The organism is Kribbella sp. NPDC003557 (genome assembly GCF_040610805.1).
GTDB lineage: Bacteria > Actinomycetota > Actinomycetes > Propionibacteriales > Kribbellaceae > Kribbella.
In genome coordinates, this window is the sequence record NZ_JBEXMY010000002.1 from 872,331 (window position 1) to 890,209 (window position 17,879).

Consider the following 17,879-nt stretch of genomic DNA (forward strand, 5'->3'; position numbering starts at 1 on the left):
CGATGAACCACCACCCACCCAGTCCGGTCGGCCGTGTACTCACGGTCGTGCTGGGTGCGCTGCCCTTCGCGGTGGTCACGGTGCTGGTGTTCAAGGAGTGGCCGCCGCTGGCCCGCTGGGACCAGTCGGTCGCCGCGCGCGCCGCGTCGTACGGCGCCACGCACGAAGGTTTCGTCGACTTCTGGCAGGTGGTCGGGGCGGTCGTGCTGCCGTGGACCTCGCGGGCGGCGATCGTGATCGTCGCGGCGTACCTGTGGCATCGCCGGGCCCGGCTGCTGACGATCTGGCTGCTGACGTCGGCGGCCGCGGAGCTGATCCTGGTCCAGGTGGTCAAGGCGATCTTCGAGCGGGAGCGGCCGGCCGGGATGCTCGTCGATACCGACGGCTTCTCGTACGTGTCCGGTCACGCGACCGCGGCGTTCGTGATGGCCGGAGCACTCGGCGTGGTGTTGCCGTCCGTGCGCGGCTGGCGGCGCCGGTTCCGGCTGCTGGTGCTGCTGCCGGTGATCGCGGTGGTGTGGATCGCGTCCGCGGACCGGATCGCGCTGAACGTGCACTACGTGTCCGACGTCCTCGGCGGCTGGGCGCTCGGGCTGGCGATCCTGACCGCGACGTCGATCGGGTTCGGCCTCCGGCCGGGGCTGCGGCGACGTCGCCGGCGGGCCCTGTCGTCCGACGGCGACGGTACGACGACCCCGCCGCGGGCCGCGGTCATCGTGAACCCCATCAAGGTCGGCGACGGCGTCGCGTTCCGGCGGAAGGTCACCCGGGCGCTCGCGGTCCGCGGGTACGACGATCCGCTCTGGCTGGAGACCCGCGTCGACGACGCCGGCAGCGCGATGGCCAAGCAGGCGATCGAGTACGAGTCGGACCTGGTGCTGGTCGCCGGCGGCGACGGCACGGTCCGGGTGGTGTGCTCGGCGCTCGCCCACACCGGGATTCCCGTCGGCGTGATCCCCGCCGGCACCGGGAACCTGCTGGCCCGCAACCTGCACATCCCGCTCGACCTGGACGACGCCCTGGAGCGCATCCTGGAGGGCCGCGACCGCCGGATCGACCTGGTCCGGGTGCATGGCGACGAACTCGACACCGACCGCTTCGCCGTGATGGCCGGCGTCGGCCTGGACGCCGCGATCATCTCCGACGCCCCGCCGCACCTGAAGAAGCAGATCGGCTGGACCGCGTACCTGGTGTCGGCCGCGAAGAACATCAACCACCCGTCGGTCCGCGTCCAGATCACCATCGACGACGGCGAAACCATCGAACGCCGCGTCCGCACGGTCGTGATCGGCAACGTAGGCATGCTCCAGGCCAACATCCCCCTCCTCCCCGACGCCCGCCCCGACGACGGCCTCCTCGACGTCGTCGTGATCGCCCCCCGCCGCGTCACCCAGTGGCCGATAGTCGTCTGGCGCCTGATGACCCGCACCAACCGCACCGACATGTACCTGGAACGCTTCACCGGCCGCCAGGTCGAGATCCACGCCGCGGTAGACGTCCAACGCCAGCTGGACGGGGACCCGATCGGGCCTGGTCGCTCGCTCTATACGGAGATCGAACCGGGCGCGCTGACGGCTCGCGTCCCCAAACGACGCTAGCGCTGTCCTCCGCGGGCGGGCGTGTGCAGGTCGACAGGATGTGTCGGGCCGGCTGCGCAATCGCCACGCTCAGGGCCGCGCACAACACCTCCGCTCGGCCCCATATGTCCTGTCGAGCGGCCGAGTCGCCAGGTCAGTCGACCGTGGGACCGGCTTCCTTGCGGAGGTTTTCCAGGGCCTCTTCCTCTTCCGGGGAGAGCTTGGACTCGCTGGTGAAGGACTTGATCTCCTTCGCGTACGTCCGTGCGTCAGCGCGGCTGTTGATCGACGTGAGGACCACCCCGTCCCCGTTGTCGTCCAGGATCGCCATCGACCACGAGAGCTTGCCGCCGGTCTCGCCGAAGGCGTCGTACCGGACGACGGCCAGGTGCTGCAGGGTCTCCTTGAGTTCGGCGCGGGTGACGTCGAGGTCCTTGCCCAGTTTGCGCAGCTCCGACTTGACCGTGCCGGGCTTGGCCTCCGGCTGGGCCGGTTGCGGCTCGGGCTCTGGGTGCGCGGCGGGAGGGACGTGGTCCGACGAGACCGTCCGGGCCCGCAGGGCCTGGATCGCGAACACCAGGGCTAGCACCGCCACGAAGAGGGCGGCGACCCCGAAGGCACCGGCTAACGACGAAGACACGCACGAGAGCCTAAAGCATCGCCTGAGTGTTCAGGTGATCGCACAGCGTGCACGGGGCGGAGCGGATGCGGCACCTCGGGCCGCGGCAACGTAGATTCGCGGCGTGACACATTTGCCTGATCAGGGGGTTCAACCGGGCGTCCACGACCTGGGGTACGCGCGGCTCGACACCGACCGGCTGGAGCGTACCGGGGACGCCGAAGTCGTCTACGGTGCCGGAAAGACGCCGTCTCAGGTCGTGGAACTGCTGCGGACCCTGCACGCCACGCACCCGGACCACGCCGTACTGGCGACCCGGCTGACGGAGGAGGCGCAGCACGCTGTCGCCGCCGCGCTGCCGGATGCTGTGGTCGACCCCGTCGGCCGTACGGCGGTGCTTGGTGAGCCGCCGACGCAGCAGGGGACGGTCGCTGTCGTGGCTGCCGGTACGTCGGACGCCCCCGTGGCTGCCGAGGCGGCGACGACGGCTCGGGTGTTCGGGGCCGGGGTCGACGTCATCACGGACGTGGGCGTCGCGGGGCTGCACCGGATCCTCGGGGAGCGCGAGCGGCTGGACGCGGCGGACTGCCTGATCGTGGTGGCGGGGATGGAGGGCGCGCTGCCGAGCGTGGTCGGTGGGCTGGTCGGCGTACCGCTGGTGGCCGTGCCGACGTCGGTCGGGTACGGCGCCTCGTTCGGTGGTCTGGCCGCGCTGCTCGGGATGCTGAACTCGTGCGCGCCCGGGGTGAGCGTGGTGAACATCGACAACGGGTTCGGGGCCGGCGTGTTCGCCGCCCGCGTCGCGCGGCAGTCGGTTCCGCGCGAACGGAAGGACGCCTGATGCGCACGGCCTGGATCGACTGCTCCGCCGGCGCCTCCGGCGACATGCTCCTCGGCGCGCTCCTTTCCGCCGGTGCGGACCTGGCGTCCGTGAACGCGGCTGTCGCCGCCGTGGACCCCTCCTTGTCCGTCACCGTCACGCAGACGGCCCGCCACCAGATCGCCGCCACCAAGGCCACGGTCGAGGTCAACGGCGAACCACACCCGGAAAACATCCCTGACGCAGGCCACGGTCATGGGCACGGGCACGAGGCTGACGGCGGGCACGGGCATGGGCACGGGGACCAGCCCGACGCCGGGCATGGGCACGGGCACGAGGCTGACGCCGGGCATGGGCATGGGCACGAGGCTGACGCAGGGCACGGGCATGGGCACGAGGCTGACGCAGGGCACGGGCGTGACGCCGGGGCGGGGCATGGGCATGCGCATGCGCCGACGCGGGCTTGGGCTGAGGTTCGGCGGTTGCTCGAGGAAGCGGCGCTGGATGAGCCGGTGCGAGTTCGGGCCTTGGACACCTTCGGGCGGTTGGCTCGGGCTGAGGCGGCCGCTCACGGGGTAGAGCCGGACACGGTGCACTTTCACGAGGTCGGGGCGCTGGACGCGATCGCGGACATCGTCGGTGTCGCGGCGGCAGCCGTCAGCCTCGGGTTGGAGCACGTGGTGGTGTCGACGATCGCGCTGGGTGGCGGGCGTCAGGTCCGCGGGCAGCACGGCGGCATCCCGATTCCGGGCCCGGCGGTGCTGCACCTGGTGGCCGAGGCCGGCGCACCCGTGGTCGGCGGTACGGCGCCGTACGAGATGACGACGCCGACCGGCGCCGCGCTGCTCGCCACCCTGGCCGACGAGTTCGGGATGATGCCGCCGATGCGCGTCACCACGACCGGTGTCGGCGCCGGCGGGCGGGACCCGGTCGAGGTACCGAACATCCTCCGCGTGATCGTCGGCGAGTCCGCCGACCGCCCGGCGACGGAACTGGTCTACGAGACGAACGTCGACGACCTCGACCCGCGGCTGTGGCCACAGATCCTGGCGAGCCTGCTGAAAGCGGGCGCGGCCGACGCCTGGCTGACCCCGATCCTGATGAAGAAGGGCCGCCCGGCGCACACGCTCTCCGTGCTGGTCACGAGCGCGAAGGCCGACGCCGTACGGCGGGTGATCCTCGCCGAGACCACCGCGATCGGCCTCCGCGAGTACCCGATCAGCAAGCACGCCGCCGACCGCGAGTTCACCACGATCAAGCTCGACGGCCAGTCGATCAGCGTCAAGATCGCGCGGTACGACGGCCAGGTGGTGAACGTGCAGCCGGAGTACGACGACGTGGTCGCGGCCGCCGCCGAGCTGAACCAACCGGTGAAGCTCGTCCTGGCCCGCGCGGTCGCCGCGGCGGAAGCCCTCTGGAGCTAGACCGACGCGGCCTTCTCCGGGAGCGGCTTCTGCTTGCGGCGGGGCCAGTCGTACGGCCACCACTGGGCGCCGTTGCGGCGGGCCCAGACGATCAGGCCGATCAGCACCGCCAGCTCGATCGCGGGGCAGATGGTGTCGCGGAGGCGGGCGCTGAAGAACTCCAGCGAGTCCGACAGGCTCGCCGCGACCTGCCGCGCGTGCGGATCCCGGCCCGGGACGTACGCGATCGCGAGCATCGTCGTACGGACGATCATCAGGCTGTCGACCTTCGACGCGGCGACCGCGGCCAGGGCGACCCAGGCGATCACGTCGTACCAGGGCAGCGAGTACATCGCGGTCAGCACCCAGGCGATCGCGTAGATCGCGGTGTACCGGATCGCGGCCGGTGTCGGGTCCTCCGGATGCGTCTGCGGCACCAGTGACTTCGGGAACACCTGCGTCAGCAGGATCGCGACCACGATCAGGCCGACCCACGCGAGGATCGCCAGCACGGTCCGGACCAACCCGTTCGGCAGGAACAGCGTGAAGAAGCTCAGCAGCACCTTGTGCGGCGTACCGGTCGAGATGAACGACGTCTGCGACCGGGCCTGCTGGAAGGCCTGCAGGCCGACGATCGCGTACAGCCCGGCCATCGCGATCGCGCCGCCGCCGCAGAAGTACAGGCACTTACGCCGGTCGGCCCGCAGCGCCCACAGCATCGCGACGCCGACCAGGCCGATCGACAGCTTCGTACAGCCCGCGACGCCGATCATGATGCCGGCCAGGAACACGTGCCGCCGGAAGAAGACCAGCGCGATCACCGCGAACATCACCGCGATCGCGTCGTTGTGCGCACCGGCCAGGACCGACCACAGGATCAGCGGGTTCGCGAGGCCGAGCATGATCACCCGCCGCTTGGCCGGCAGGTCCTTGCCGACCAGTTTCACCAGCAGCAGCCCGGTGACGACGATGCTGATCGCGACCGACAGCTGCAGCATCCACACCGTGAGCTGCGCGGAGTCGCCACCGATCAGCGAGGACAGCCACTGCACCCAGGTCGCGATCGGCCCGTACACACTGCGGGCGCCCTGCCACGGCCGCTCGGTCGCGGCGATCACCGGGTCGTACCCGAGCCGGATGGTGTCGGCCGGCGACGCTGTGTACGGGTCGCCGCCGAGCGCCATGATCCGCCCGTACGCCGCGTAGATCAGCACGTCCCCGGACGCCATCGGCGGGACCAGCGTGACGGCCGCGACCGTACCGATGCCCAAGGCAATCAAGCGGTCGATCCGCGGGGCCCACCCGTGCTTCAACGCCTTGGTGGCAAGGAAAACGCCGTATCCACCGAGCAGGATCGCGATGTAGATCAGCACCGAGACGAGCCAGTCGTTCGGCTTGGTGTCGAACCAGTACGACGGGAGCCAGGCGTGCCGGTTGGTCAGCGTCAGCACGACCACGGACGGGCCGAGCAGGCCGACCGCGACGATCAGCGCCGTGGACGCGAGGTAGAGAGCGACAGCCCGGCGGCCGTACTTGATGCCGGCGTCAGTGCTCATTGCGAAGTCTCCGCGGGAACAGACTGCGCAGCGACGGCCCACCACCGTCCGCGGGCAGCGCACTGCGGGCGGCGAGCGCACGGCGGACGTGCAAGTACTGCTTCGCGCGGTGCAGCTGACCGCGCAGATCGGTCCCGGTGGCCCGGTGCCGGACGTCGATCGGCACCTCCACGATCCGGAAACCCTTCCGCCCCAGATCGATCGTCAGCGCGGTCTCGACCCCGAAACCGGCGGCCAGCGGCACGGCGGAGTCGAACGCGGCCCGGGTGAGGCAACGCTGACCGGACAACGGCTGCTCCGGCGCCCAGCCGGTCGCCTCCTGGATGCCGGCCCGCGACAACCGAACCACGAACCCGTGTCCGCCCGCCTTCGACCCGTCGGCGCGCACCTGCGCCGGCAGTGTCCCGATGGTCATGTCCGCGCGGCCGGTCTGCACCGGCTCGATCAGCGGGCCCGCCCCGGCCGCGGTGTCGGTCAGGTCGGCGTCGAGGAACAGCAGGTGCCGCGGCCTGGCACCGTCGCGCTCGGCGACGGCGGCCGCACCGGTCTCCATCGCGGCGGCCTTCCCGCGGTTGCGCTCGTGCCGGACCACGACCGCGCCGGCCCGCTCGGCCGCCTCGGTCGTGCCGTCCGTGGAGCCGTCGTCGACGACCACGACCAGGTCGACGCCGATGATCTTGTGCACCGCGTCGACGGTCGCCGCGATCCGGTCGGCCTCGTCCTTCGCCGGGATCACGCAGGCGACGGCACGCTCGAACGGTTCGGGGGACAGGTCTTCATCGGGCACAGCACCGCAGCCTAGTTCCTCCGCAGCCGATCGACTGCCTCAGCGCCCGCTGCCTGTGGATTTCTCGTTCTTTCGAACGAGCCTGTGGAAAACCGCCGGGAGGGGGCCGGATCGCGGCATCTTCTCTGTCGACAGGCCGCGCCGTCGGCCAGGTGGCCTCCCGATATCGGCCAGCTGGCAGATGTTCCCCGGCGGCCGCGGCGGCAGGATTTCAGGTGTCAGCAGGACCGATCAGGAAGAGGTAAGGACATGACCCGCACTGTGACCGCCAACATCTCGCTCTCGCTCGACGGGCGGGTGAGTGGCACCGGTGGCGACTACGACATGAGCTGGATCGTGCCGCACGCGATCACCGAGGGCGCCCGGGACCACATGATCCGGGTGACCGGGCCGGCCACCACCGTCCTGCTCGGCCGGAAGAACTACGAGGGCTTCGGCGGCTTCTGGCCGGCGGTGGCCGACGACGAGAACGCGGCCCCCCAGGACCGCGCCTTCTCCCGCTGGCTGAACGAGACGGAGAAGGTGGTGTTCTCGACGACCCTCACCGAGGCGCCCTGGCAGAGCTCCCGGATCGCCGACGCCGAGCCCGCGGACGTGGTCAAGCAGCTCCGCACCCAGGACGGCGGCGACATCATCGTGCTGGCCAGCTCGAGCGTGATCCGTGCGCTGCTGGCCGCCGACGAGGTCGACCGGCTGAGCATCACGCTGGACCCGGAGCTGGTCGGCGGCGGGGCCCGCCTGTTCGAGGACGGGCTGCCGGCCACGTCCTGGAAGCTGACCGACTCCACCCCGACCGAGTCCGGGGCGCTCTGCCTGATCTACGACCGGGTCCGCTCCTGACGGATTGGCCATTCGACGCATATTGTCGGACAATCAGACAGATTGACCGGGTTGCCGTAGCGTGGTGGGCACGGCGGAGGCGAAGGGCGGACGGATGACCGAGACGCGGCAGGACGGCCAGGGATTCCGGGACAGTGCGGCGTACGGGGTCGACAGTGAGGTCGGTCCGCTGCGGACGGTGATGCTGCACCGCCCGGGCAACGAGCTCCGTCGGCTCACGCCGCGCAACAACGACAAGCTGCTGTTCGACGGCATCCCATGGGTCGGCCGGGCGCAGGACGAGCACGACGCGTTCGCCCAGGCGCTCCGCGACCGCGATGTCGAGGTGCTGTACCTCGGGCAGTTGCTGACCGAGTCGCTCGACCATCCGGAGGCCCGCGCCCAGGCCGTCGCCGGCGCAACCGAGGATCTGCGTCTTGGCGACACCCTGCGCGACTACCTGCGGGCCGCCCTCGGCGAGCTGGACCCGGCCGCGCTGGCGGAGGCGTTGATGGCCGGCGTCCGCAACGACGAGGTCCACGCCGGCGGACTGGTCACCTCGCTGCTGGCGCACGAGGACTTCCTGATCGACCCCCTGCCGAACCTGCTCTTCACCCGCGACTCGAGCGTCTGGATCCGGGACTCGGTCGCGGTCACCTCGCTCGCGATGCCGGCCCGGGTGCGTGAGACGCAGCTGACCGAGCTGATCTACACGTTCCACCCGCGATTCGCGGGGGCCGACAAGGTGTATGACCACCAGTTGGAGCACGTCGAGGGCGGGGATGTGCTCGCGCTCGGTCCCGGCGTCCTCGCGGTCGGAGTCGGCGAGCGTACGACGCCGGCCGGCGTGGAGCGGCTGGCCCGGCGGGTGTTCACGAAGGGCCTCGCTCACACCGTGCTCGCCGTGCCGATCGCGCAGCAGCGGGCGACGATGCACCTCGACACCGTGTGCACGATGGTCGACACCGACGCCGTGCTGATGTACCCGAACATGGCCGAGGAGATGCGGGCCCTCGCGGTCACCACCGACGGCGACCGGCTGCACGTCGCGGAGCCCGAGCCGTTCCTGGTCGCGGCGGCGAAGGCGCTCGGCATCGACACCCTGCGACGCATCGACACCGGTCTGGACCCCGTGACGGCAGAGCGCGAGCAGTGGGACGACGGCAACAACACCCTCGCCCTGGCGCCGCGCGTGTGCATCGCCTACGAGCGCACCGTGGAAACCAACGCCCGCCTGGAAGAGTCCGGCATCGAAGTCATCCGAATCTCCGGCTCCGAACTAGGCTCCGGCCGAGGCGGCCCCCGCTGCATGTCCTGCCCAGTCCTCCGAGCCCCAGTCACCCCCTAGTACCGCGCCCGCCCCACCCTCGCCAGACTCAGCCCGCACCTGGTGAACCTCGCCCGCGCGACCCGTACCCGCCTGAGCCCGTACCCGCGTGAGCCCGTACCCGCGGGAGCCCGTACCCGCGTGAGCCCGTACCCGCGGGAGCCCGTACCCGCGTGAGCCCGTACCCGCGTCAGCCCGTGCCAGGTGAACCCTCGCCCGTGTGAACCCGTACCCGCCTGAGTCCGTGCCGCGTGGGCCCGTGCCCCCGTACCGCCTGGACACGTACTCGCGAGAACCCACGCCACGTCCGCGTGAACCCGCACCCGAGTCCAGCCCGTTCCTGCGCCAGTCGTACCTGAGTCAGCCCCTGCCCGCTTCAGGCCGTGCTCGTGTCGCCGCGATCGGCTGGTGGGGCCGTGAGCCTGGCGACACGCGGAGTGAAATCGGGGGTTGTGCGGAGGGCTTGGCCTGAGTACTCTTCATGCCTAGGCCCAGGCCCTGTTGCTCCCCCGTCAGCAGGACTTGGGCCGTCCACGTTCCTAGGCTGGATTCGATCTCATGGCCTAGACCACTGTGAGTACAGAGAAGACGCCCGGCTGATGATTCAGCCGGGCGTTCGTCTTGGTGCGGTCAGCGGATGGTGAGCTGGCGGCTCGCGAGGCCGGCGCGGGCGGCGCGTTCCTCGGTGGTGAGCGGGGCCTCGGTGGCCAGCGCCTTCTCCAGGGCCGTCGCGAAGTCGGCGGCCGGCTTCTCGACCTCGGCGGCCTCGGTGCCGGCGGGCAGCTCCCAGACCGGCGCGAGAACGCCGAGCGCGCGGAACGAGCCGATCAGCCGGCTGCCGTCGACGATCGCGGACGAGCCCGCGGCGTGCAGCCGGGCCAGCGCGTCCAGCAGCGTGTCCTCGGTGTGCGGCATCACCCAGCGCAGGTAGATGCGGTCGCCGATCTGCGTCCAGTACGCCGCGTCGACCGACTCCAGCCGGACCGTCGGGGCCGCCGCGGCGTTCGCGCGCTCGAGACCGGCCGCGACCTCACCGGTCGGGTCCTCGACGTTCTCGCCGACCCAGTACTCGAAGCCGTCGTGCACCTTGATGTCGAGCGGCTTGCTGGTGTCGATCAGGTCCTGCAGCCGCGGGCCGTCCTTCATCAGGTCGCCGACCTGCACGGGGTGGCCCGGCTCGGTGCGCAGCGCGGTGGTGATCGCGTGGCCGAGGTCTCGGCTCGGGTCGCCCGACGAGGCGTGCGTCTGCATGCCGATCCAGATGGTCTCGTCGTCACGCACCACGCCGGGCATCGCCATCGGGAGCAGCGTGACCAGGTTGATCACCTTGCCGGCGTGCTCTGCCGGAACACTTTGACCGGCCAGCTCGACCTGCACGGTGCCCGACGGCACGATCTCGCGGAACGCGATCAGGTCGCACTCCGACGGCAGCCCCTCGAACGGCCGCACCACGAAGCTGTCCGCGGTCTGCGCCCGGTCCTTGCCGTGGCACTGCTTGAACCGCTTGCCCGAACCGCACGGGCAGGGTTCGCGCGGCCCGACGTCCACCAGATCGGCCGGGTCGAGCGTGACGGTCGTCGTCGTGTTCTTCGCGCGCTGCCGCGACTTCTTTCCCATAACCCCGCAGTCTTACAGCCGAGCCCACCCGAGGGCCAACCGGACGGCGGCCAGCAGGCTGGACCAGCTCAGGCGGCTAGTTCGGGATGACTGCATGCACCGTGCGGTGCGAGGTGGCGGTGCGGACGTCCCAGCCGGAGGTGAGGACGTCGACGATGGCCAGGCCGCGGCCGCCGATCGACTCCGGATGCGGGTCGCTGATCCGCTGCGGCTCGGTGTCGCCGCGCCCGTCGGTGACCTCGACGTGGATCCCTGCCTTGTCGATCCACCAGGCGGCGCGCACCTCACCGGCCGGCAGCGGCGGCGCGTACCGGATGGCGTTGGAGAGCAGCTCCGAGAGCACCAACTGCGCGTCGTCAGAGGCGGCATCGGTGACCCGGTAGCGCTTCAGGTAGGCGGCCAGACGGCGTCGGGCGTCCGCTACCGCGGACACTTCATGCGGCAGTACGACGTCCACGACGCTCACGTCGGCGGGCAGGGTCGCAGAGGACAAGCAGGGTCTCCTCGATGATCGGTTCAGCCACAGTGACTTCTGCCCACGATCCAGGCCCGGAAAACACCCGCAAGTATTCCGTTACATAGCCTCCGGGAGATCACGCCTAAAAGCCCTGAAACCGTAACGAAATCGACGGAATTGAACGTTTACGATAACCGCCTGCATTCACGTCGCTACGTATCCGCACCGCGTGACACAAGCCACACGAATTCGTCTCGGCGTGTCACAAACCCGCAGGTCAGGTACGGCGTCCTACACCTTCCGGCCCTTCGGCGAGGACCCGTAGCGCGACGTCCGGGCGGTCGCTGATCACCGCGTCGACGCCGATGTCGCGGCAGTGCCGGATGTCGTTCTCGGCGTTCACCGTCCAGACGTGGACCTGGTGTCCGTGCTTGTGCGCGCGGTCGACGTACTCCGGGTGCGCGGTGACGATCTCGAGGCTCGGTCCGGCGTACGAAACGCCGGTCGGCAGCGAGCCGTCGCGGAAGCGCAGCGGGACGCGGTCCATCAGCAGGACCGTGCGCAGGCCGGGCGCCGCGGCGCGCATCCGGCGCAGCGAGAGCCAGGAGAAGCTCATCACCCGGGCCCGCGATTCGCTGCCGACCTTCGGGTGCGCCCAGCCGAAGCGGTCGAGGGCCTCGATCAGGCGGCGTTCGACCAGGCCGGCGTACCGGGTCGGGTGCTTGGTCTCGATCGCCAGCTCGACCGGCCGGCCGGCGTCCCGGACGGTGGCGAGCAGCGTCTCGAGCGTGAGCACCTTCCGGACGTCGAGGCCGGGCAGCTCGGCCTCCTCGTCGAGGTCGGACCAGGGGTGCTTCCAGGAGCCCCAGTCGTAGGTCTCCAGCTCCTCGAGGCTCATCGTGGACAGCACGCCACGACCGTTCGAGGTGCGCTCGATGCGGCGGTCGTGGACGCACACCAGGTGCCCGTCGGCGGTCAGCCGGACGTCGCACTCGAGCCCGTCCGCGCCGACTTCGATCGCTCGCTGGTACGCCGCGAGAGTGTGCTCGGGATTGACGTCACTGGCGCCGCGATGAGCTACGACGCGCGGGAGCTTCCGCATGAAAGAAACTCTTTCACACCGTCGTGGAGGATTGGCGGCATGGACATGCGGGCGATCGTGGTGGACGGGCCGGTGGAGCCGGAGGGGCTGCGGGTGCGGCGGGTTCCGGTGCCCGAGCCGGGGGCCGGCTGGGTGCGGATCAAGGTGGAGGCGTTCGGGCTGAACCGCTCGGAGTACCACCTCCGCGCCGGCCTGGCGACGAACGCGCGGTTCCCGGTGATCCCCGGGATCGAGGCCGCGGGGACGGTCGACCTCGCGCCGGGTGGTGAATTCACCAGCGGGCAGCAGGTGGTCGCGATGATGGGCGGGATGGGCCGCGAGTACGACGGCGGGTACGCCGAGTACACCGTCGTGCCGGCGTCGTCGGTGATCCCGGTGGCGACCGATCTCGACTGGGCGACGCTCGGCGCGCTGCCGGAGATGCTGCAGACGGCGCACGGCTCGCTGTACACGGGCCTGGGGATCGAGCCGGGCCAGTCGCTGCTGGTCCGCGGCGGTACGTCGTCGGTCGGCGTCGCGGCGGCCGTGCTGGCGAAGGAGCACGGGCTGACCGTGTTCTCGACGACGCGGAATCCGCAGCGGGTCCAGGTGCTCCGGGATCTCGGCGTCGATCACCCGATTGTTGATGACGGCAACGTTGCGGGAAAGGTCCGGGAGATTCTGCCGGGCGGCGTTCATGCGGCCCTCGAACTGGTCGGGACGAATGTCCTTCCCGACACCCTGAAAGCCACGGCTCTGCACGGCACGGTGTGTTTCACCGGAATGCTCAGCGACACCTGGACGATCCCGGACTTCTACCCGATCGGCTATCTCCCGAACGGCGTCCGGCTGACGGCGTACGGCGGCGAGAGCTCGGACCTGCCCGCCGCGGCGTTCCAGCGGTACGTCGACCTGGTGGCGGCCGGCACGCTGCCGATCCGGATCGACCGGGTCTTCACGATGGACGAGATCGGCGAGGCCCACCGGATCATGCAGGACGGCAAGGCGGTCGGGAAACTCGTGGTGCGGGTCCATTGAGGATTCCCAGGCCATCACAATCAGCACTTTGCGACCGAGCCCCACGAGGGACCGCGGTTGCGGGGCAATTGTGATGGCCTGGGGATCCAGACCTGGTGCTGGGCCGGCCACCTGACGGGCCCAGCACCAGCCGGCTCAGGCGGTGGCTTCCTGCCGCTGTGCCGTCCGGCCGGCGGGACGGGGCAGGCCGTAGTGCTCGCGCAGGGTCGTGCCGGTGTACTCGGTCCGGAACAGGCCGCGAGCCTGCAGGATCGGGATCACCTCGTCAACGAACGTGCTGAGACCGGACGGGAGGACCGGCGGCATCACGTTGAAGCCGTCGGCCGCTCCTGCCTCGAACCAGTGCTGGATCGCGTCCGCGACCTGTTCCGGCGTGCCGGTGAACGTCCGGTGGCCGCGCCCGCCGCCGAGCCGGCCGATCAGCTCCCGAACGGTCAGCTTCTCGCGCCGCGCGAGCGTCACGATCAGCGTGTACCGGCTCTTCGCGCCCTCGATCTCGTCCTCGTCGGGCAGATCGGCCGGCAGCTGCTGGTCGAACGGCAGGTCCTCCGGGGCCAGCCGCAGCGTCTTCGCCAGCTGCAGCCGTGCGTACTCGGGCCGGATCAGCGAGTCCAGCTGGTGCTCCAGCCGCTCCGCCTCCGCGACCGTGGAGCCGATCACCGGGACGATGCCGGGCAGGATCTTCACCGACGACGGGTCCCGCCCGAGGGCCGCCGTCCGCGCCTTCAGATCCCGGTAGAACTCCTGCGCGTCCTCCAGCGTCTGCTGCGCGGTGAACACGGCCTCGGCGTACCGCGCCGCCAGACCCTTGCCGTCCTCCGACGATCCGGCCTGGACGATCAGCGGGTGCCCCTGCGGCGACCGCGGCAGGTTCAGCGGCCCACGGACCTGGAAGTGCCGCCCGACGTGGTCGATCGGCACCACGCGCTCGTTCAGCGCCCACACACCGGTCGACTTGTCGGCGATCGCCGCGTCGTCCTGCCACGAGTCCCACAGCTTGTACGCGACCTCGAGGAACTCGGCCGCCCGCTCGTACCGCTCCGCGTGGGCCGGCTGATCGGCGAGGTTGAAGTTGCGCGCCGCCTCCGGCCCGGCCGTGGTGACGACGTTCCACCCGGCCCGCCCGCCGCTCACATGGTCGACGCTGGCGAACCGCCGGGCCAGGTTGAACGGCTCGTTGTACGTCGTGGACGCCGTGGCGATCAGCCCGATCCGCGACGTCACGGCCGCGATCGCGGTGAGCAGCACGGTCGGCTCCAGCGAACCGGCCGGCCGCCGCCCGACGTTGCCGAACAGCACCGGCGAGTCCGCGAAGAAGATCGAGTCGAACTTGCCGCGCTCGGCCAGCTGCGCCAGCGCCTGGTAGTGCTGGATCGACGTGTTCGCGAACGGGTCGCTCTCCGGCAGCCGCCAGGACGCCTCATGGTGACCGGTGCTCATCAGGAACGCGTTCAGATGCAGTTGTCTACTAGGTCTGCTCATACCGATACTCCCAAGGCGTCGAGAAGCCGCGACCGGACCGCGGCGAATCCTGGATCGGCGGCGCTGCGCGGCGCCGCCAGCGTGATGGTCTCCTCGGCGACGATCCGGCCGGCGTCGAGCACGATCACCCGGTCGGCCAGCACGATCGCCTCGTCGACGTCGTGCGTCACCAGCAGTACGGCGGGCTGGTGCGCCGCGCACAGCTTCCGCAGCAACGCGTGCATCTTCAGCCGGGTGAGCGCGTCCAGCGCCCCGAACGGCTCGTCCGCGAGCAACAGCTCGGGCTCCCGCACCAACGACCGCGCCAACGCCACCCGCTGCTGCTCGCCGCCGGACAGCTCGTTCGGCCAGGCCTTCTCGCGACCCGCGAGCCCGACCTCCGCCAGGCTCTCGAGGCCGCGTTCGCCGGCAGCGCCCAGGCCGAGCACGACATTGTCGAGAACTCTTGCCCACGGCAACAGCCGGGAGTCCTGGAACACCACCGAGACGTTCGCCGGGACCGCGAGCTCCCCGGATCCCTCGACGTCGTGGTCCAGGCCGGCGAGGGCCCGCAGCAGCGTGCTCTTCCCGGATCCGCTCTTGCCCAGCAGTGCGACGAACTCGCCGGGCTCGATGTCCAGGTCCAGCCCGTCCAGGACCGCGCGATCGTCGTACCGGCGGACCAGGTCGCGGACCTGCACGGTCAGGAGGCCAACGTTCGTCGCCATGACAGCGCCCTCCTCTGGATCAGGCGGACGGCCGCGTCGGACAGCAGGCCGAGGATGCCGTAGACGACCAGGCCGACGATGATGATGTCGGTCTGCCCGTACGTGCGGGCCAGCTCCATCATGTAGCCGATACCGCTGGTGGAGTTGATCTGCTCGACGACGACCAGCGACAGCCAGGCGCCGGTGACGGCGAACCGCAGCCCGAGCAGGAAGCCGGGCAGCGCGCCCGGCAGCACGACGCGCCGGACGAACTCCCACTGCGACAGGCCGACGGTCTGCGCGAGCTCGACGTACCGGCTGTCGATGGTGCGCAGGCCGTTGTGGGTGTGGATGTAGATCGGCACGAACACCCCGAGCAGGATGGTGACGATCTTCATCGACTCGCCGATGCCCAGCCAGAGGATCAGCAGCGGCAGCAGCGCCAGCGACGGGATCGCGCGCTTGATCTGGATCGGGCCGTCGAGGACCGCCTCGCCTAGCCGGGACAGGCCCGAGATCAGCGCGAGGACCATGCCGAGCACGATGCCGAGCGCCAGGCCGATGAGCGCGCGCTGGGCGGACGTCCACAGGTTCGACTGCAGCCGGCCGTCGGCGATCAGGTCGCCGGCCGTGGTCACCACGGTCCACGGCGCGGACAGGACTCGTTGGTCGATCCAACCGGTCGCGGATCCGATGCTCCAGATCACCAGCAGCAGCACCGGCCCGATCGCGGCCCCGAACCGGATCGGCTTGCCCGGTCCCAGCCGGCGGCGCCGGACGACGGGAGCCGACGCCGTCCGCGACCGCAGTCCGGGCAGCGTGGTCGCACTCATCTGGCACCCGCCTTGATCGCGTCCGCGGCGACGGTCTGGAACCGCAGGTCGTACAGGTCCTTGGCCTGGATGACCTTGTTGTCGGTCTCCTTGGCGAGCAGCTCGATGGTCTGCTGCTGGCGCTCGATGGCGTCGCTCCAGTCGGCCGGGATGTCCGGGTGGCCGGCGTTGTCGACCAGCCACTGCCCGTCCGCCTCGGTCAGGCCCTGGTTGTCGACGTAGTACCCCTTGATCCATTCCTCGGGGTGCTTGTCGATCCACTCCTGGGCGACGGCCCAGGCAGCGACGTACGCACGGATCGCCGCGGCCTTTGCCGGGTCCTCGAGGGACTCGACCGGACCGTAGAGATGGCCGGCGTCGTCGCGCAGACCGTGGTCGATCGTGGCGGCGCCGTCCTTGCCGTACTTCGCCAGGTAGCGCTTGATCTGCACGCCGCCGATCGGGGCCACGTCGACCTGCTTGGACGCGAGCGACTGCGAGTACACGTCACCCGTGCTGGGCAGCTCGATCAGCTTGACGTCCTCCTTGGTCAGGCCGGCCTTCTTCAGCACCTTCAGAACCAGCGCACCCTGCGCCTGGCCCGGGCTGTAGGCGATCTTCTTGCCGCGCAGGTCGCCCAGCGTCTTCACCGACACGCCCGGCGCGATACCGAGCTTGTAGATCGGGTGGCCGAGCGGATCCTGACGGAACTTGGAGGCGACGATCTTCACGTGCAGGCCGGTCCAGGTTGCGTGGATCGGCGGGATCTCGGCGACCGAGCCGAGGTCCAGGGCGTGTGCCCGGAACGCCTCGGTGGTCTGCGGACCGCCGCTCAGGTTGGCGAACTGAACGAACTTCGAGACCTTGTCGATCTGCCCGGAGAGCTTCAGTGCGACCTCGGTGGCCGGGTCGCCGACGACGATCTTGGCGCCGTCCGGGACGGTGATCGGCAGCGCGGCGTCGAGCGAGAGCTTGCCGGCGGCATCGTCGCCACCGGCCTTGGCGTCACCGCCGCAGCCGGCGATCAGGGCAACGGCGGCGAGGGCTGCGGTCAGTACGGCGAACTTACGGATCTCAGGCATGGTGTGCTTTCGGGGTGGCGGTGGCGTAACGGCCGTCGTGGTAGAGCAGGGGCTCGTGCGCACGGCGTTCGGTGTGGGTGGCGAGGCGGGCGACGACCAGGTAGTGGTCGCCGACGGCGAAGCGGTGCGCGATCTGCGCCCGCAGGAAGCTCGGGGCGTCGTCGAGGACGGGTTCGCCGGAGTCCAGCCGCGACCAGCGGGTCGGTTCGGCGAACCGGTCGATCCCGCTGGTGGCGAACCGGCCGGCGATCGCGTGCTGGTCGGCGGACAGGAAGTTGATCACCACGCTGCTCGCCGTGCTCACGGTCGGCCAGCTGGACGCGCTGGTGGCGATCGCGAACGAGACGAGCGGCGGCAGCAGGCTGATCGAGACCAGCGAGGTCGCGGTGAAACCGACCGGGCCGTGCCCGGCGTCCGCGGTGATCACCACGACGCCGGCGGCGTGGCGACGGAAGACGGACTTGTAGACGTCGGCGTCCACGACCCGCTCGACGGTGAGCTCGGGACGGTCGGGCACGACGGACAGGGCAGGACGATTCAAGGCAGGTACAGACATGTCTCTCCCTCGGAACGGGGCAGGGACCACAGGTGACGAGAGGCGTGATCAGACAGGCCTCATGCGAGCAACAGCGTGTGAACGCGCTTCACCGACAGGTGGCGCTCGCCGTCCGCAGCAGGTCGATGACGCGACGGCGGGTGAGGTGTGTCGTCGTCAT

The 17,879-nt window shown here is 70.4% G+C and carries 17 protein-coding genes; 6 read left to right on the forward strand and 11 right to left on the reverse strand.

Features of this window, described 5'->3' with window-relative positions:
- Positions 1–47: 47 nt before the first annotated feature.
- The gene (locus ABZW60_RS10165; protein WP_355475416.1) at positions 48–1,598 is read left to right on the forward strand and encodes a diacylglycerol kinase family protein; all 1,551 of its coding nucleotides are present in this window, start codon (positions 48–50) and stop codon (positions 1,596–1,598) included.
- A 133-nt stretch (positions 1,599–1,731) separates the two neighbouring features.
- Here the strand turns inward: ABZW60_RS10165 and ABZW60_RS10170 are convergent, their stop codons facing one another.
- Positions 1,732–2,217, reverse strand: a complete 486-nt coding sequence (locus ABZW60_RS10170) for a DUF4446 family protein (RefSeq protein WP_355475417.1) — start codon at positions 2,215–2,217, stop codon at positions 1,732–1,734.
- A 103-nt stretch (positions 2,218–2,320) separates the two neighbouring features.
- Here ABZW60_RS10170 and larB point away from each other — a divergent pair, with 103 nt between their 5' ends.
- Positions 2,321–3,037: a nickel pincer cofactor biosynthesis protein LarB gene (gene larB / locus ABZW60_RS10175; protein WP_355475418.1), complete on the forward strand. Its 717-nt coding sequence runs from the start codon at positions 2,321–2,323 to the stop codon at positions 3,035–3,037.
- Positions 3,037–4,440 carry a nickel pincer cofactor biosynthesis protein LarC gene (gene larC / locus ABZW60_RS10180; protein WP_355475419.1) on the forward strand — a complete coding sequence of 468 codons (1,404 nt, stop codon included), beginning with the start codon at positions 3,037–3,039 and terminating at the stop codon, positions 4,438–4,440. The genes larB and larC overlap by 1 nt, the downstream gene beginning before the upstream one ends.
- Here larC and ABZW60_RS10185 read toward each other — a convergent pair.
- Positions 4,437–5,975: a DUF2029 domain-containing protein gene (locus tag ABZW60_RS10185; RefSeq protein ID WP_355475420.1), complete on the reverse strand. Its 1,539-nt coding sequence runs from the start codon at positions 5,973–5,975 to the stop codon at positions 4,437–4,439. The two genes, larC and ABZW60_RS10185, sit on opposite strands and share 4 nt — an antisense overlap.
- Entirely contained in the window at positions 5,965–6,762 is a 798-nt protein-coding gene (locus ABZW60_RS10190) for a glycosyltransferase (RefSeq protein ID WP_355475421.1), read from the reverse strand. The genes ABZW60_RS10185 and ABZW60_RS10190 overlap by 11 nt, the downstream gene beginning before the upstream one ends.
- 249 nt (positions 6,763–7,011) lie before the next feature.
- Here ABZW60_RS10190 and ABZW60_RS10195 point away from each other — a divergent pair, with 249 nt between their 5' ends.
- Positions 7,012–7,602 carry a dihydrofolate reductase family protein gene (locus tag ABZW60_RS10195; protein ID WP_355475422.1) on the forward strand — a complete coding sequence of 197 codons (591 nt, stop codon included), beginning with the start codon at positions 7,012–7,014 and terminating at the stop codon, positions 7,600–7,602.
- 94 nt (positions 7,603–7,696) lie between these two features.
- A complete protein-coding gene (locus tag ABZW60_RS10200; protein ID WP_355475423.1) occupies positions 7,697–8,929 on the forward strand; it encodes an arginine deiminase in 1,233 nt (410 codons plus the stop codon).
- A gap of 609 nt (positions 8,930–9,538) precedes the next feature.
- Here the strand turns inward: ABZW60_RS10200 and ABZW60_RS10205 are convergent.
- The 3 genes from ABZW60_RS10205 to ABZW60_RS10215 all read right to left on the reverse strand — a co-directional run bounded on the left by ABZW60_RS10205 (position 9,539) and on the right by ABZW60_RS10215 (position 12,084).
- Complete coding sequence (locus tag ABZW60_RS10205; protein ID WP_355475424.1) at positions 9,539–10,525, reverse strand: DUF5926 family protein; 987 nt, start codon at positions 10,523–10,525, stop codon at positions 9,539–9,541.
- A gap of 76 nt (positions 10,526–10,601) precedes the next feature.
- Positions 10,602–11,018, reverse strand: a complete 417-nt coding sequence (locus ABZW60_RS10210) for an ATP-binding protein (protein WP_355475425.1) — start codon at positions 11,016–11,018, stop codon at positions 10,602–10,604.
- 241 nt (positions 11,019–11,259) lie between these two features.
- Positions 11,260–12,084 (reverse strand): glycerophosphodiester phosphodiesterase family protein, encoded by an 825-nt coding sequence (locus tag ABZW60_RS10215; protein ID WP_355475426.1) that lies wholly within the window; start codon positions 12,082–12,084, stop codon positions 11,260–11,262.
- A 39-nt stretch (positions 12,085–12,123) separates the two neighbouring features.
- On the opposite strand from ABZW60_RS10215, the gene ABZW60_RS10220 reads away from it, so the two are divergent.
- A complete protein-coding gene (locus ABZW60_RS10220) occupies positions 12,124–13,101 on the forward strand; it encodes a zinc-binding alcohol dehydrogenase family protein (RefSeq protein ID WP_355475427.1) in 978 nt (325 codons plus the stop codon).
- Positions 13,102–13,236: 135 nt separating this feature from the next.
- Here the strand turns inward: ABZW60_RS10220 and ABZW60_RS10225 are convergent, their stop codons facing one another.
- Genes ABZW60_RS10225 through ABZW60_RS10245 form a run of 5 tightly spaced genes read right to left on the reverse strand, consistent with a single transcriptional unit; the run spans position 13,237 to position 17,719 of the window.
- A complete protein-coding gene (locus ABZW60_RS10225; protein WP_355475428.1) occupies positions 13,237–14,583 on the reverse strand; it encodes an LLM class flavin-dependent oxidoreductase in 1,347 nt (448 codons plus the stop codon).
- Positions 14,580–15,290, reverse strand: a complete 711-nt coding sequence (locus ABZW60_RS10230) for an ABC transporter ATP-binding protein (RefSeq protein WP_355475429.1) — start codon at positions 15,288–15,290, stop codon at positions 14,580–14,582. Before ABZW60_RS10230 ends, ABZW60_RS10225 begins: the two co-directional genes overlap by 4 nt.
- Positions 15,266–16,102, reverse strand: a complete 837-nt coding sequence (locus ABZW60_RS10235) for an ABC transporter permease (protein ID WP_355475430.1) — start codon at positions 16,100–16,102, stop codon at positions 15,266–15,268. Before ABZW60_RS10235 ends, ABZW60_RS10230 begins: the two co-directional genes overlap by 25 nt.
- Positions 16,099–17,163, reverse strand: a complete 1,065-nt coding sequence (locus ABZW60_RS10240; protein ID WP_355475431.1) for an ABC transporter substrate-binding protein — start codon at positions 17,161–17,163, stop codon at positions 16,099–16,101. The genes ABZW60_RS10235 and ABZW60_RS10240 overlap by 4 nt, the downstream gene beginning before the upstream one ends.
- Entirely contained in the window at positions 17,156–17,719 is a 564-nt protein-coding gene (locus ABZW60_RS10245) for a flavin reductase family protein (RefSeq protein WP_355475432.1), read from the reverse strand. The genes ABZW60_RS10240 and ABZW60_RS10245 overlap by 8 nt, the downstream gene beginning before the upstream one ends.
- Between the last annotated feature and the right edge of the window lie 160 nt (positions 17,720–17,879).

What these genes read in the sequence shown, in the direction of transcription:
- ABZW60_RS10215 (WP_355475426.1), bottom strand. Translation starts at nt 12,084, where the DNA reads ATGCGGAAGCTCCCGCGCGTCGTAGCTCATCGCGGCGCCAGTGACGTC.
- ABZW60_RS10185 (WP_355475420.1), bottom strand. Translation starts at nt 5,975, where the DNA reads ATGAGCACTGACGCCGGCATCAAGTACGGCCGCCGGGCTGTCGCTCTC.
- ABZW60_RS10235 (WP_355475430.1), bottom strand. Translation starts at nt 16,102, where the DNA reads ATGAGTGCGACCACGCTGCCCGGACTGCGGTCGCGGACGGCGTCGGCT.
- ABZW60_RS10200 (WP_355475423.1), top strand. Translation starts at nt 7,697, where the DNA reads ATGACCGAGACGCGGCAGGACGGCCAGGGATTCCGGGACAGTGCGGCG.
- ABZW60_RS10225 (WP_355475428.1), bottom strand. Translation starts at nt 14,583, where the DNA reads ATGAGCAGACCTAGTAGACAACTGCATCTGAACGCGTTCCTGATGAGC.
- larC (WP_355475419.1), top strand. Translation starts at nt 3,037, where the DNA reads ATGCGCACGGCCTGGATCGACTGCTCCGCCGGCGCCTCCGGCGACATG.
- ABZW60_RS10230 (WP_355475429.1), bottom strand. Translation starts at nt 15,290, where the DNA reads ATGGCGACGAACGTTGGCCTCCTGACCGTGCAGGTCCGCGACCTGGTC.
- ABZW60_RS10245 (WP_355475432.1), bottom strand. Translation starts at nt 17,719, where the DNA reads ATGTCTGTACCTGCCTTGAATCGTCCTGCCCTGTCCGTCGTGCCCGAC.
- ABZW60_RS10195 (WP_355475422.1), top strand. Translation starts at nt 7,012, where the DNA reads ATGACCCGCACTGTGACCGCCAACATCTCGCTCTCGCTCGACGGGCGG.
- ABZW60_RS10220 (WP_355475427.1), top strand. Translation starts at nt 12,124, where the DNA reads ATGGACATGCGGGCGATCGTGGTGGACGGGCCGGTGGAGCCGGAGGGG.
- ABZW60_RS10205 (WP_355475424.1), bottom strand. Translation starts at nt 10,525, where the DNA reads ATGGGAAAGAAGTCGCGGCAGCGCGCGAAGAACACGACGACGACCGTC.
- ABZW60_RS10240 (WP_355475431.1), bottom strand. Translation starts at nt 17,163, where the DNA reads ATGCCTGAGATCCGTAAGTTCGCCGTACTGACCGCAGCCCTCGCCGCC.